General features: G+C 38.1%; 13 protein-coding genes. 9 read left to right on the plus strand and 4 right to left on the minus strand.

Translation table 11 applies throughout. The annotated features are described in order from the left end of the window. The first annotated feature begins 24 nt into the window (after positions 1-24). Genes recO through panB form a run of 3 tightly spaced genes read left to right on the plus strand, consistent with a single transcriptional unit; the run spans position 25 to position 2,467 of the window. On the plus strand, positions 25-771 hold the full coding sequence (gene recO / locus ACFIJR_RS01270; protein WP_375648645.1) for a DNA repair protein RecO: 747 nt from the start codon (positions 25-27) through the stop codon (positions 769-771). 23 nt (positions 772-794) lie between these two features. Next, positions 795-1,655, plus strand: a complete 861-nt coding sequence (panC, locus tag ACFIJR_RS01275; RefSeq protein WP_375625855.1) for a pantoate--beta-alanine ligase — start codon at positions 795-797, stop codon at positions 1,653-1,655. Further along, positions 1,652-2,467 (plus strand): 3-methyl-2-oxobutanoate hydroxymethyltransferase, encoded by an 816-nt coding sequence (gene panB / locus ACFIJR_RS01280; protein ID WP_375625857.1) that lies wholly within the window; start codon positions 1,652-1,654, stop codon positions 2,465-2,467. Before panC ends, panB begins: the two co-directional genes overlap by 4 nt. A 512-nt stretch (positions 2,468-2,979) precedes the next feature. On the opposite strand, the gene ACFIJR_RS01285 is transcribed toward panB, so the two are convergent. Next, entirely contained in the window at positions 2,980-3,597 is a 618-nt protein-coding gene (locus ACFIJR_RS01285; RefSeq protein ID WP_375625859.1) for a YfbR-like 5'-deoxynucleotidase, read from the minus strand. Beyond that, positions 3,590-4,462, minus strand: a complete 873-nt coding sequence (locus ACFIJR_RS01290; RefSeq protein ID WP_375653281.1) for a YgfZ/GcvT domain-containing protein — start codon at positions 4,460-4,462, stop codon at positions 3,590-3,592. The genes ACFIJR_RS01285 and ACFIJR_RS01290 overlap by 8 nt, the downstream gene beginning before the upstream one ends. 64 nt (positions 4,463-4,526) lie before the next feature. On the opposite strand from ACFIJR_RS01290, the gene ACFIJR_RS01295 reads away from it, so the two are divergent. Further along, positions 4,527-5,855: a dihydroorotase gene (locus ACFIJR_RS01295; RefSeq protein WP_375653284.1), complete on the plus strand. Its 1,329-nt coding sequence runs from the start codon at positions 4,527-4,529 to the stop codon at positions 5,853-5,855. 412 nt (positions 5,856-6,267) lie between these two features. On the opposite strand, the gene ACFIJR_RS01300 is transcribed toward ACFIJR_RS01295, so the two are convergent. After that, a complete protein-coding gene (locus ACFIJR_RS01300) occupies positions 6,268-6,636 on the minus strand; it encodes a TIGR02301 family protein (RefSeq protein WP_375651547.1) in 369 nt (122 codons plus the stop codon). Positions 6,637-7,135: 499 nt separating this feature from the next. On the opposite strand from ACFIJR_RS01300, the gene cysS reads away from it, so the two are divergent. The 5 genes from cysS (at position 7,136) to pssA (ending at position 13,024) form a co-directional block, all read left to right on the plus strand. After that, a complete protein-coding gene (gene cysS / locus ACFIJR_RS01305) occupies positions 7,136-8,644 on the plus strand; it encodes a cysteine--tRNA ligase (protein ID WP_375625867.1) in 1,509 nt (502 codons plus the stop codon). A gap of 45 nt (positions 8,645-8,689) precedes the next feature. Then, positions 8,690-9,361: a DUF421 domain-containing protein gene (locus tag ACFIJR_RS01310; protein WP_375625027.1), complete on the plus strand. Its 672-nt coding sequence runs from the start codon at positions 8,690-8,692 to the stop codon at positions 9,359-9,361. Positions 9,362-9,476: 115 nt separating this feature from the next. Beyond that, positions 9,477-11,360 carry an ABCB family ABC transporter ATP-binding protein/permease gene (locus tag ACFIJR_RS01315; RefSeq protein ID WP_375625026.1) on the plus strand — a complete coding sequence of 628 codons (1,884 nt, stop codon included), beginning with the start codon at positions 9,477-9,479 and terminating at the stop codon, positions 11,358-11,360. Between the two features lie 117 nt (positions 11,361-11,477). After that, positions 11,478-12,176 carry a phosphatidylserine decarboxylase gene (locus ACFIJR_RS01320; RefSeq protein WP_375638586.1) on the plus strand — a complete coding sequence of 233 codons (699 nt, stop codon included), beginning with the start codon at positions 11,478-11,480 and terminating at the stop codon, positions 12,174-12,176. 8 nt (positions 12,177-12,184) lie between these two features. Next, a complete protein-coding gene (gene pssA / locus ACFIJR_RS01325; protein ID WP_012754949.1) occupies positions 12,185-13,024 on the plus strand; it encodes a CDP-diacylglycerol--serine O-phosphatidyltransferase in 840 nt (279 codons plus the stop codon). 70 nt (positions 13,025-13,094) lie between these two features. Here the strand turns inward: pssA and ACFIJR_RS01330 are convergent, their stop codons facing one another. After that, positions 13,095-13,838 (minus strand): SDR family NAD(P)-dependent oxidoreductase, encoded by a 744-nt coding sequence (locus tag ACFIJR_RS01330; protein WP_375653329.1) that lies wholly within the window; start codon positions 13,836-13,838, stop codon positions 13,095-13,097.

Consider the following 13,838-nt stretch of genomic DNA (forward strand, 5'->3'; position numbering starts at 1 on the left):
ATTTTTAAAAATAATTAAAGTAAAATGAAGTGGAAAGAACAAGCCGTTATTCTTGGTACACGCCAATATGGTGAAACAAGTGTTATTCTTGAGGTTATGACACGTGAACATGGTCGTTATATGGGAGTGGTAAAAGGGGGGCGGTCGCGTCGTATGGCAGCTCTTCTTCAACCTGGAAATTTTGTGGAAGCTGAATGGTGGGCTCGTTTAGAAGAGCATTTGGGACTTTTTCGACTTGAAGCTCTTGATTTACACGCGGCGCGATTAATCTGTCTACCAGAAGCACTTTATGCTTTGCAATTGATAGCTTTTCATTTGCGGCTTCTTCCCGAACGTGATCCACATCCCGTTTTATATGATATTTTACACCTTTTTATGCAGAATTTTGATGAACCATTTGTAACTGCAGAATTGCTTGTACGTTTTGAAATGCGGCTTCTTGAAGAACTTGGTTTTGGTCTTGATTTATCTTGTTGTGCTGCAACAGGCGGTCAGGAAAGGCTGCATTACGTATCACCAAAATCTGGACGGGCTGTCTGTGAAGAAGCAGGGGAACCTTGGAAAAAAAAGCTTCTCATTCTACCACAGTTTCTTGTGCAAAGAACAACTCGTCCTACTGATTCTAGTGACATAATAAATGGTTTTATACTGACGGGTTTTTTTCTTATGCGTCATGTCTGGGCGCCACGAGATATAAAGCAGCCGTCAGTGCGCATGAATTTGATACAATTGTTTGAGCGCCAATTTGGTATACGAGCATTAATTTGTTGATCTGATGATAATTGAATGGAAAAATGAAAGTTTTAAAGACAATTGCTGAAGTCCGCCAATATACTTCAGAGGAACGACGTTTAGGTTTTTCGATTGGTTTTGTTCCAACAATGGGGGCATTGCATGATGGTCATCTTGCATTAGTACAGTATGCAAGAGCAATGTGTGATCGCGTATTGGTTTCTATTTTTGTCAATCCAAAGCAATTTGGACCTCATGAAGATTTTTCTCAATATCCAAGAGATTTGAAGGGCGATTGTGCTTTGTTAAAAGAAGCAGGTGTTGAATGTGTTTTTGCCCCTTCTGTAGATGAAATGTGGCCACTGGGAAATGATACAATTGTGCAAGTGAAAAAATTATCACGTATTTTGATGGGAAAATTGCGTCCAGGGCACTTTTGTGGTGTAACAAGCGTTGTTGCTAAATTTTTTAACATTGTTCAACCAGATAAGGCTTTTTTTGGGGAAAAGGATTTTCAACAAATTTTAATTATTCGGCGTATGGTTGAAGATTTGGCTTTTCCTATTGAAATTGTTGGAGTTCCTATTCTACGGGAGTCAGATGGTGTCGCTTGTTCTTCACGCAATCAGTTTTTAACATTAGAAGATCGTAAAGCTGCCAAAATTATTCCTGAAAGTGGGAAAGCTGCTAAAAAGCTTTACCATGAAGGTGAACGGTCGGTTGATAAATTATGCAAAACTGTTCGTGATATTTTACAACAAGAAACGCGTGCAATCATTGAAGCAATAGATTTGCGGGATATGGAAACTTTATGCGTGGTTAAAGGAACATTGAATAAACCAGCAGTTTTACTTCTTACTGTTCGCTTTGGAGAGGTAAGGCTGATTGATCAATATATATTGCAAGAGAAGGGCGGAAAATGAGTGTACATAAAACCGTAAAGCGTATAACATCTTCCGAAATACGTACAAGAAAGGGACAACAGCCAATTGTTTCTTTAACAGCTTATCAAGCTTATACTGCGCGGATTGCTGATCCATATTGCGATATCCTTTTGGTTGGTGATAGCGTTGGTATGGTTGTGTATGGGTTTGAGACAACGCTTCCTGTTAATTTAGATATGATGATTTTACACGGACAAGCCGTGGTGCGTGGATCTCAAAAAGCTCTTGTGGTTATTGATATGCCTTTTGGCTCTTATGAGGAAAGTCCAGAGCAAGCTTTTTTTAATGCATCGCGTATTCTTGCTCAAACGGGGTGTGGTGCAGTTAAGCTTGAAGGTGGTGTTTATATAGCGGAAACAATTGATTTTTTGTGTAAACGTGGCATTCCAGTGATGGGGCACATCGGTCTTACACCCCAGGCGGTGAATCGTTTTGGTGGTTTCAAAACACAAGGACGAAAACAGAGTGATTGGCAAAGAATTGAAGCCGATGGGGCTGCAATTGAGGAGGCCGGTGCTTTTGCTATTGTTTTAGAAGGGATTGTCGAACCTTTAGCAGTAAAACTGACAGAAAAGCTTTCTATCCCTACGATCGGTATTGGTGCATCCAATCAATGCGATGGACAAGTATTGGTTATGGAAGATATGTTGGGCTATGGTGTTCATGTGCCAAAATTTGTACGCCGTTATGGAGACCTTGAACAAGCCATGGAAACTGCAATAAAGAATTATGCAGAGGATGTCACATCTCGTGCTTTCCCAGCGGATAATGAAGTTTATAAATTAAAATAAACTTCAGTTTAAGATGAAAAGTTTAACAAGGGAACATTTGTTATTTTGATAATGAAAGTGTATTATTTCATATATTTTGTATGCAATTTGAGCTGTGATTTTTTCCATTTCTTTAATGGAGTCACTCCTCTCATGCAAAACAGAACGCCATTGGGTTGCTAAGTCATGTGCTTTTTTAAGAAAGCTTTCTTGGGGACTCAATCCTATTTCGCGACGGCGCTTGTGAATGGTATAGCGGTAAAGCCCCTGTGAAGTGTACAATTTATAGAGCGCCCCCATCTTTACGCTTCATAAGAGACATTTCAAATTCTTTCTTTAAAAGTTTTTACCCATATGCCGGTCCCACTTATGACGTACAAGAGAATGGTTTTGATTGATTCAATATAAACAGATTTGAAATGAGTGAATCTTACGATATTAGTGGCTCTCATTCAACATGAAAAAACAATGAATTATTATTATAAATCAGTGTGATGAGTCTTTAATGATAGGGAAGGAACAATGCGAAGAGTCTATAATCTTTGGGCATCCAAGGCATTGAAGCGAGTTAAAAATGCGTTTTCAATTTGTTGGGTAGAGTAGGGGTATAAATTAAGATCATCGGGTAAAATATTATTGGGAGAGCCAAAATAGCGAAGGGCTTCTTCTCTACTAAATCCAGCAAGCGTAATCGCTTCATAATATGCAGCGATACGGTCGGCTTGTTTGATTTTTTTTAAAAGTTTTTGAGAAAGATCAACGGGAAGAGAAAAGCGCATGTGGATAGCATCTTGGATGCCCTTTTCAATGCGTTCATATTGTTTTCCTATGACAGCTTTAAAGGGGGAAATCATATCGCCGATGACATATTCTGGAGCATCATGAAGAAGAGCATAAAGACATTCGTTGCTTCCCGATTGTGGAAAAAGTTTTTGAAATATTTGTTCAACCAAAAGTGAATGTTGTGCAACAGAATAGGCATGCTCCCCTCGTGTTTGACCGTTCCAACGTGCCACGCGAGAAAGTCCATGGGCAATATCTTCAATTTCAACATCAAAAGGAGAAGGGTTGAGAAGATCAAGTCTGCGTCCAGAGAGCATTCTTTGCCAAGCGCGTGCTTCTCCATTTTTTAATAATTCAGCTTTAGCCATGCGTATTTTCTATAGTATTTTCAGGAAAGGTAAAATTCATATTTTCAGCAATGCTTATAGTGACAGGAATGTTTTTTACAGTAAAGGGGATGTTATGATCCATAGCATCTTTGACGTGGTCAATACGCATTAAAGCGAGAGCCTCATTTTCTACACACGTTCCCAAGTAGCCAAGCACTTTTGTTCCTGCTTCAATGCTAGATTGAGGGGTTAATTCACACTGGCCTTTTACAATAAAAATACGGCGACGTGCTGCACGGCGATGGTGCATTCGTGAAACAATTTCTTGTCCAATATAACATCCTTTATTGAATGAGAGTCCATTGATTTGATCGTAATTAATATCATGAGGAAAGACTTTACCAATTTCATAGTCTTGATCACTTTCCGCAATTGCATAACGGATACGCAATTGATTCCATGTGTCATTATATTCTGAAGTCAAAAAAGGTTTTTTGCCATAGATTCGTATTATTTTTTCTTGTTGTGGGAAGCGTTTATCAACAAAACTTGAATCAAAATTTAAAGAATCTGATTCATTATTCAAAGAAACCGTAACAAGCTTTTGTAATGGTTGTGTAATTTCTACTTTTTTACGCAGCTTATAGAGCAACAGACGTTGGTGAAGCGTATCAGCTAAAGGCATTCTGATATCAATCAGGTAACCATTTTCTTTTTTTCCGATAAGAAAATCAGCAAGAACCTTTCCTTGTGGGGATAAAAGGGCTCCAGGGAAAAGTTCCTGTGGGCTGATTTTTTTTACATCTGTCGTGATCAGGGATTGTAGAAAATCTGTTGCTTCTTCGCCTGTAATTTGAATAAGCCCGCGGTTTTTTAAGCAAATGGCATTTTGTTTTTCAATCATGGTTCTTGCCTTTCTGCTCAAAGTTACATAATCGATAAGTGAGCAATATGTAAGGAGCGTGGCTATGTTTAAAACATTTGATACAATTTTTAAAGGTGCAACACTTGTGAATCATGATGGAAGAAGCAAGCGTGATATTGGTATTACAAATGGTCGTATTGCTGAAATAGGCAACCTTACATGTGCATCGGCTAATGAGGTCATTGATTGTACGGGGCTTCATATTTTACCAGGAATTATTGATAGCCAAGTGCATTTTCGTGAGCCAGGAAATGAATATAAGGAGGATTTGGAAAGTGGCTCGTATTCTGCTGTGTTAGGGGGTGTTACGGCAGTTTTTGAAATGCCTAATACCAATCCATTAACAACATCAGAAGAAACATTAAGCGATAAGGTTCAACGCGGATTTCATCGAATGCATTGTGATTTTGCATTTTGGGTTGGAGGAACGCGTGAAAATGCTCATGAACTATCTGAATTAGAAAGACTTCCTGGTGCGGCTGGAATTAAAGTCTTTATGGGGTCCTCTACAGGTGATCTTTTGGTTGATGATGATGAAAGTGTACGCCTTATTTTGAAGAATACACGCCGTCGTGCAGCTTTTCATTCTGAAGATGAGGCGAGGCTCAAAGAGCGTAAAATATTGCGTATTGAAGGGGATGCATCGTCACATCCGATTTGGCGTGATGAAATTGCGGCATTAAAATGTACGCAGCGTTTGGTAAAAATTGCCCATGAGACGAAAGCACGGATTCATGTGTTACATCTTTCGACAGAAGAAGAAATTGATTTTCTAAAAAAACATAAGGATGTTGCAACAATTGAAGTGACACAACATCATTTGACTCTCACGGCTGATGATTATAAGAAGTTTGGTACATTAATTCAGATGAATCCGCCTATTCGTGAATTGCGCCACCGTGAAGCTCTTTGGTATGGTGTTCAACAAGGAATTATTGATGTTTTAGGCTCAGATCATGCGCCTCATACCCTTGAAGAAAAACTTCAACCTTATCCCTCTTCACCTTCAGGAATGACAGGGGTGCAAACAACAGCAGCAATTATGTTGACACATGTGAATGAAGGAAAAATATCTCTTGAACGTTTTGTTGATCTCACTTCACATGGCCCTAGTCGTATTTTTGGTATAAGCTGTAAAGGGCGCATTGCTGTTGGGTATGATGCTGATTTAACCATTGTTGATCTTAAGAGAGAAGAAATTATTACGAATGGCTTAATTGGTTCGCGTGCCGGTTGGACACCTTATGATGGTCAAAAAGTTAAAGGTTGGCCTGTTGGGACTATTATCCGTGGTATGCGCGTTATGTGGGAAGGTGAAATTGTCACACCGTCACAAGGAGAGCCTGTTAAATTTATGGAAAATTTGGTGTAAACAGATTAAAAAGTGTGTCGTAAAATATCATCTTTTAGAGTGATGATATAGGGTATGTCAGCCTCTTTGGCACATAAGTGTTTTTTAATGCGTGGTGAATATTCTTAGGCTTATTTGTAGAAACTATGAAGCAAATTACATGAGTGGGAAGCCAAGAGGAATCTTGTTCAACAAGAACCTAGATTATTTACAGAAAAAATTTAGTTAACAATCTTCATCCTTTGAGGTGTGGGGAGGAAGCCAAAGAACGATTTTGTATGAGAAGAAGGCGCTCATACGAATAAAAGCGTATCGAGACATTATTTTTTAAAAGTCTCTCTATTTTCAGAGCTGGTTTATTGCTCTCCGCATTTGTGAGAGGAATATCATTGATATCGCTAAAATTGAGAGAGATACTTTTTGTATAGATTAATTATTTATAATGCATGAGGAGGTTTTCAGATAAAATTCTTCCTTCCTCAATGTATCTTTGATTGGCTTCAATGGCTGCTTGTGTACAATGATGATAATTTTCTGAGAAAGCACGATACGCTTCATTAAACGCTTCATAAAAATAAGCACGTCTTTGTGGAATGGGGTGTTCTGCTTCAATCAGTGCATTCATATAATCATACCATTGGTTTGTTGAAGGATCGCAAAGATTTTGGAGAGAATGCAATGATCCTAAAATTTCTGCTAGTCGGAGTAATTTTCTTTCATAAGGTGGAGATTGTTGCGCAAAGGTTGGCATTGAAATGACAAGAAATATTAAAATAATGATGTTCATCAATCTATTACGCATTATTTTTATTGCTTTCTTTGAATAAAACTCTGTACAGATGAAATAATTTTGTCATGAGAACTGTGTAAAAAAATAGAGTTAATTGCTACATTATTCTCAATTATTGATTATAAAATATAGGGCGTAAGAGGCAGTAAGGAACCCATTGTGGAATATTGAAAATACTGACGAAGCTTTGTGTGGTTAAAAATTTAAGATTTGCTTCCTGAAAGCTATCTATTTTTCACATAGATTTATATTGTATTGCCTATAGAACTTTTTCTAAGCTCGTTTTCTTTAAGGAGGAAAAGCATCTCTAATGATAGAATGCTTTTGTTCAATCAAATAAAATAGATTGTTTTTATGATAAATGATGAATACAGCCGTGAATACTAGTGGGAAAATGGTAAGAAGAATTTACTATAAGATAAAAGTTTTGAGCCTAAACCGCGTAATACGATAAGTTGAGATAAGATACATCTAAAAGGAGCGGTGCATAGTATCGTCCATGGAGTCAATAATGAGAGAGTTGCGATTTTATAATACGCTGACACGTAAAAAAGAAAATTTTACACCAATAGATCCGACAAGAGTACGTCTTTATGTTTGTGGTCCGACAGTTTATGATTATGCGCATATAGGAAATGCACGCCCTGTCATTGTTTTTGATATTTTATTTCGTTTATTGCGTCATGTTTATGGCAATGAGCATGTTCTATATGCGCGTAATATTACAGATGTTGATGATAAAATTAATGCACGAGCAGCTTTTGAATATCCAAACTTGTCATTGAATGACGCCATTCGTCAATTAACAGAACGTACATATTTCCAGTTTCAACAAGATACAATAGCACTTGGTTGTCTATTACCAACCAGTCAGCCGCGCGCAACCGAGCATTTAGAGGAAATGCGCTCTTTAATTGAAAGATTGCTTGAAAAGGGGCACGCTTATAAAGCGGAAAATCATATATTATTTTCTGTAAGTAGCATAAAAAATCCTCCCCACTATGGGGCATTTGCAAATCGTTCTTTAGATGAAATGAGGGCGGGGGCGCGTATTGATGTTGCTGCTTATAAAAGGGAAGAGATGGATTTTGTTTTATGGAAACCTTCTGTGGAAGGGGAGCCAGGTTGGGAATCGCCGGCCGGAATTCCTGTTTTAGGTCGTCCAGGTTGGCATATTGAATGTTCTGCGATGTCAATGGCAAAGTTATTAGCGCCCTATGGCGGTGGTTTAACTTGTGATGATCCAACCGCGAATGTTTTTGATATCCATGGTGGTGGACTTGATTTAATTTTTCCTCATCATGAAAACGAGATTGCACAAAGTTGTTCAGCTTTTGGGACGGAGCGAATGGCAAATTTTTGGATGCATAATGGTTTTTTACAAGTTGAAGGAAAAAAGATGTCGAAAAGCTTTGGCAATTTCATAACTATTCGTTCTGTTTTAGAGAATAACTTTTGGGAGTTTAATGGTATTTTAACCGATGAAATGAAGAAAAATTGGGCTGGTTTGTCTGCGCGTTTTTCGATGTTGCAAACGCATTATCGTGAACCATTAAATTGGACAGCACAGCGTTTAATACAATCGAGCAGCGAACTGTATCGTTGGTATGAATTGCTTCGCAGCAAAAAAAGTGAGATGGAAAACAATGAAGCAATTAATGATACTTTGATAGATGCACTCAGTGATGATCTTAATACTCCAAAAGCACTGACTCTTTTGCGAAAGTTTTATAAAGAAGGGAATGCGTTGGCTCTTGCTAATGGGATGAATTTATTAGGACTGTTACGACAAGAATGGATTAAAGAAATAGACTGCCCATTATTTATAAAAAAAATTTTTCTTGATTCAAAATTTATTGATCAACGTATTGCTGAAAGACTACGACTTATCCATAATAAAGAGTGGGAAGCAGCGGATACAATTCGTGATGAGCTTGCAGCTGAGGGGATTCTTTTAAAAGACAGTAAGGATCCGCAGAGTGGTGAGCGCATAACTGTGTGGGAAATAAAACGATTTTAATTTTCCTATTCCAGCAGCTTACATAAATAAAGGGAGGAAAGTTTGATGGAATTTTTATATCATTATGGATATATCGCGCTTAAGCTGGCTGTAGGTCTTGTTGCCTTCTTGTTTATTTTAAGAACAACAGGACGGGGGAGTCTTAGTCAGATGACACCAGTTGATTTGGTCAGTAATTTTGTTATGGGAGGTATTATTGGCGGAGTTATTTATAATCAGAATATTAGTAGCATTCAATTATTGCTTGTTTTACTCATCTGGCAAACCTTGATTACATCTTTTAATTTTTTTGCACGCTATTCAGTTTTTTTTCGTCGTCTTATCGCGGGGCGGAATATTACATTAGTTTTAGATGGGGTTTTCCAAATAGATAAGATTAAGAACTTAGGGATCAATGTTAATGATCTCATTACGATGTTACGTCTTAAAGGGTGTCACTTACATGAAGCCGCTTTTGTTCGTTTGGAAACCAATGGTGATTTCACTGTCATTAAAAAGGAAGAGGGGAAGAAATCGACGATTTTAATAGAAAATGGTGAAGTTATTGATGATGGACTTAAAGAGATTGGTAAAACAAAAAAGTGGCTTCATGCAGAATTGAAAAAAAAACATGTAAAAGTTGAAAATTTATTTGCAGCAGAGTGGTATGAAAATACAGATCAAAATAATAAATTGTATAGTGGATTATTTCTTGTTCCTTTTTCAAAAACAGTCTAACTTCAAACAACGAGTAGGTATAGCTTATTGGAAGCGTAATGAAGAGATAAATCTATAAACAACCACGGGGGGTATTTTGCCTTTTTCGTGTGGATGATAGAGAAGTAAGGACTTTATGAAACGCAATGAAATGACAAAAACTGTATCATCAGATACAGGGAGAACTCTGCACACACTTTACAATTTATGGCCCTATATGTGGCCAGTAGGTCGGCGTGATCTAAAAATACGTGTGCTATGGGCAATATTTTATCTTGTTTTGGCTAAGCTCGTTCTCATATCTGTACCGTATTTCTTTAAATATTCTACGAATGTGCTTGATTCAAGCTTTCAGCTACCTGAATGGTTCCCATCCAGTTTGATTATTCCCATCATGCTCGTTTTGGCATATAATGTCGCACGTATTATGCAGGCTGGATTAAATCAATTACGCGATTCTCTTTTTGCCACTGTTGGTCAATATGCTGTTCGTCAATTGGCTTATAAAACCTTTGTACATATGCATGAGTTATCCTTGCGATTTCATTTGGAACGCCGAACTGGTGGGCTTTCTCGTGTGATTGAGCGTGGTACAAAAGGAATTGAAGCGATCGTAAGATTTTCAATTCTGAACACAGTACCGACAGTTCTAGAGTTTATATTAACGGCACTTGTATTTTACATAAGTTATGGGTGGCATTATCTTCTCATCGTTGTTGCAACGGTTGGATTATATATCTTTTTTACCATTAAGGCGAGTGATTGGCGCATTCGTATTCGGCAACAAATGAATACAGCAGATACTGAGGCCAATACGCGTGCTGTTGATTCTCTTTTGAATTTTGAAACGGTGAAATATTTTGGCAATGAAACTCTAGAAGCCGATCGATTTGATGCTTCTATGGTAGGTTATGAAAAAGCCGCAACAAAGATTTGGACATCGTTAAGCTGGCTTAATTTTGGTCAGGCTCTTATCTTTGGTATTGGAATGACGATCATGATGCTGATGTCAGCTTATGAAGTTTTTTATAAAACACAAACTTTGGGTGATTTTGTTTTTATTAATGCACTTTTAATGCAACTTTCCATTCCACTGAATTTTATTGGTTCAATTTATCGTGATATTCGACAAGGTTTAACGGATATTGAAGCAATGTTTGATCTTTTAGATGTTCAGAAGGAGATCGTTGATAAATCGGATGCTAAACCGTTAGAGATAAGCGATGGGACCATTCGTTTTCATCAGGTAAAGTTTTCCTATGATTCGACACGTCAGATTCTCAGAGATATTGATTTTGAAGTTCCTGGAGGAAAAACAGTCGCCATTGTCGGTCCATCTGGTGCAGGTAAATCAACTATTTCTCGGTTGCTTTTTCGGTTTTATGATGTTGACGCGGGTTCTATCACAATTGACGGGCAGGATATTCGTGACGTAACACAAAAGAGTTTGCGTGAAGCGATAGGCATGGTCCCACAAGATACAGTGTTATTTAATGATACAATTGCCTATAATATTTGCTATGGGCGTCCAAGTGCTACAGATGAAGAAATGCGCAAAGCTGCTGAAATGGCACAAATATCAAAATTTATTGAAATTTTACCGGAAGGTTTTCAGTCTATGGTAGGAGAGCGAGGTCTCAAATTATCAGGTGGTGAAAAACAACGTGTGGCTATTGCACGGACACTTTTAAAAGCCCCCCCACTTCTTATCCTAGATGAAGCAACATCGGCTCTTGATACGGCAACGGAACAGGAAATTCAACAAGCATTGGATATTGTAAGCCGTGGACGTACAACATTGATTATTGCTCACCGTCTTTCTACTGTTATCAATGCTGATGAAATTTTGGTTCTTAAAAGTGGTCGTATTATTGAAAATGGGGCGCATACAGAGCTTTTACGCAAGAAAGGTTTATATGCTTCAATGTGGAATAAGCAGCTTGAAGCATCGAAAGCTGAAGAAAAATTACGTAAAATACGTGAAGAAGATGAGACGAGTGTTGTTAATCGTAAAAAATAAATAGGGCAAAATGTAATCTATATCTTTATATGGAGTGATTGATTAAATACATAAAAAGATACAAGAGGAACAAAAAGATTTGTTGCTTGTTTAAGTTTACGATGAATAGGAAATTATATGAGTATTCTGCAATCTTTCCATAATAGCTTTGTACCGGTTCATAAAGAGGGTTATCCTTTTATTGTAGCGTTTTTTGTTATTTCGCTCATTCTTGGTTGGATATGGAGTCCGTTGTTTTGGTTTGGTCTCGTTCTCACGGTGTGGTGTATATACTTTTTCCGTGATCCAGATCGTGTGATCCCTTTGAATTCAAATTGGGTTATGTCGCCTGCCGATGGGCGTATTTCATTTGTGGAATCATGTGTTCCACCTGAAGAATTAGGATTAGGGAAAGATGAAATGATCCGTATTTCCATTTTTATGGATATTTTTTCATGCCATATTAATCGTATTCCTATCAGTGGTACAGTAGAGTCTATCGTTTATCATCCAGGTCGATTTACCAATGCTGAGTTTGATAAAGCTAGCCAGTTTAATGAGCGTAATGGGATGGTAATTGATAGCAAACATGGTAAAATCGGTATCGTACAAATAGCGGGAATGGTTGCACGCCGGATTGTTTGTTGGTCAAAAGAAAACGATGCCGTTATGACTGGTGAGCGATTTGGATTGATTCGTTTTGGTTCTCGCCTTGATATTTATATACCAACTGAAATGAAATTGCGTGTTGCAGTTGGACAGACAGCAATTGCTGGAGAAACAGTTTTGGGTTCTTTTGATGATAAGAGTGCCACAACGGACTTCAGATACGATTAGGACTCACAATGAAAAATTTTTCGCCATTTTCTTCATTCAATCCTGAGGGGCAGCATGATGATGTTGCAAGTCGGCGGCGTTCACCTACATCAATGCGGTATGTCATTCCCAATATCATTACTATTTTAGCAATTTGTGCAGGGATGAGCAGCATTCGTTTGGCTTTTGAACATCGCTATGAAGCTGCTATTTTAATGGTGCTTTTGGCCGCAGTTTTAGATGGTGCTGATGGTCGCATTGCCCGTTTAATAGATGGTAGTTCATCTTTTGGGGCACAGATGGATTCTCTTGCTGATGTTATAAATTTTGGTGTTACCCCTGCACTTATTGTTTATTCCTTTATCTTGAATCAAGCAAATCACATTGGTTGGGTTGCAGCCCTTGTTTATTGTGTTGCTTGTTGTTTGCGATTAGCACGTTTTAATGTGATGTTGGATAACACCAATATACCTAAGTGGCAGAAAAGTTATTTTGTTGGTGTTCCAGCACCAGCAGGAGCATTACTCCTTTTATTGCCTACCTATTTAGGCGCTCTTGGTTTGGTCCCCAATTGGGGGTGGGCATTATTTTTTAGTCTTTATACTGTAATTATTGCTTTTCTTTTGATTAGTCGTTTACCAGTATGGAATGCAAAAACAATTGATCAAAATTTAAGGCGCGATATCGTTATACCATGCATGTTGGTTATTGTTATTTATGTCGGTTTTCTTGCGACTTACACATGGAAAACTTTATTGATTACAGCTGTTAGCTATATGATTTTTCTCCCCTGTAGTTTTATCGCTTATAATAAACGTGCTACTTTAGAAGAGAAAAAGGCTGATGCTAAAGCTATCCAAGAATCATAAAGTGTTTCATTCTTCTGTTGAGAAGCACAGGAAAAAGAGAGAATCAAACGATTTACTTCTCCGATGATGATCAGTCAGGTACATGATAATCTACAAACCGATTTTTATGGACATTAAAGAGTTTTCCAGTTTCTTTTAAATCAGGTGATAACAAATGTACTATCTTTTTTGCAACCTCTTGTGGTGAAGGGAGAGTTTGTGGATCTTCACCGGGCATAGCTTCAGCGCGCATGGCAGTGCGTGTGGCACCAGGGTTGACACAATTAACCTTTATAGGGGTTTGTTTGAGTTCTTCTGCCCAACAGCGGGCAATCATCTCTAAAGCTGCTTTAGAGGCTGCATAAGCTCCCCAGAAAGGGCGCGCAGCATGCGCAACGCTTGAGGATAACAGAATGGCTCGTCCAGCATCAGATTCTCGTAATAAAGGCTCAACAGCTTTCATTAAGCGCCATTGGCTGAAAAGATTTATTTGAAAAACATCTTCAAATACCGTGTTTTCTATATGCGCTATTGGTGAGAGTGTTCCAAGGATTCCTGCGTTTGCAACGATAATATCAAGTTTTTTCCAGCGTTTGGCAATTGAGATAGCAAGAGTATCGATGTTTTCCATATGATGCAAGTCAAGGGGAACAAGGGTTGCATGAGCCCCTTTTTCTTGGATCTGATTATCTAATTCAGTAAGTCCACTGACTGTTCGTGCAAGAGCAATAATATGAGCGCCGCGTGTAGCAAGCTCGAGTGCCAAATAATAACCAATTCCTCTTGATGCGCCAGTAACAAGTGCAACACGCCCATGGAGACTAAATTTTGTCAT

Source organism: Bartonella sp. OD88NMGDW (genome assembly GCF_042193775.1).
GTDB lineage: Bacteria > Pseudomonadota > Alphaproteobacteria > Rhizobiales > Rhizobiaceae > Bartonella > Bartonella grahamii.

Bases quoted from the DNA above. Each gene is read 5' to 3' on its own strand.
- recO (WP_375648645.1), top strand. From the start codon at position 25: ATGAAGTGGAAAGAACAAGCCGTTATTCTTGGTACACGCCAATATGGT.
- panC (WP_375625855.1), top strand. From the start codon at position 795: ATGAAAGTTTTAAAGACAATTGCTGAAGTCCGCCAATATACTTCAGAG.
- panB (WP_375625857.1), top strand. From the start codon at position 1,652: ATGAGTGTACATAAAACCGTAAAGCGTATAACATCTTCCGAAATACGT.
- ACFIJR_RS01285 (WP_375625859.1), bottom strand. From the start codon at position 3,597: ATGGCTAAAGCTGAATTATTAAAAAATGGAGAAGCACGCGCTTGGCAA.
- ACFIJR_RS01290 (WP_375653281.1), bottom strand. From the start codon at position 4,462: ATGATTGAAAAACAAAATGCCATTTGCTTAAAAAACCGCGGGCTTATT.
- ACFIJR_RS01295 (WP_375653284.1), top strand. From the start codon at position 4,527: ATGTTTAAAACATTTGATACAATTTTTAAAGGTGCAACACTTGTGAAT.
- ACFIJR_RS01300 (WP_375651547.1), bottom strand. From the start codon at position 6,636: ATGCGTAATAGATTGATGAACATCATTATTTTAATATTTCTTGTCATT.
- cysS (WP_375625867.1), top strand. From the start codon at position 7,136: ATGAGAGAGTTGCGATTTTATAATACGCTGACACGTAAAAAAGAAAAT.
- ACFIJR_RS01310 (WP_375625027.1), top strand. From the start codon at position 8,690: ATGGAATTTTTATATCATTATGGATATATCGCGCTTAAGCTGGCTGTA.
- ACFIJR_RS01315 (WP_375625026.1), top strand. From the start codon at position 9,477: ATGAAACGCAATGAAATGACAAAAACTGTATCATCAGATACAGGGAGA.
- ACFIJR_RS01320 (WP_375638586.1), top strand. From the start codon at position 11,478: ATGAGTATTCTGCAATCTTTCCATAATAGCTTTGTACCGGTTCATAAA.
- pssA (WP_012754949.1), top strand. From the start codon at position 12,185: ATGAAAAATTTTTCGCCATTTTCTTCATTCAATCCTGAGGGGCAGCAT.
- ACFIJR_RS01330 (WP_375653329.1), bottom strand. From the start codon at position 13,838: ATGACAAAATTTAGTCTCCATGGGCGTGTTGCACTTGTTACTGGCGCA.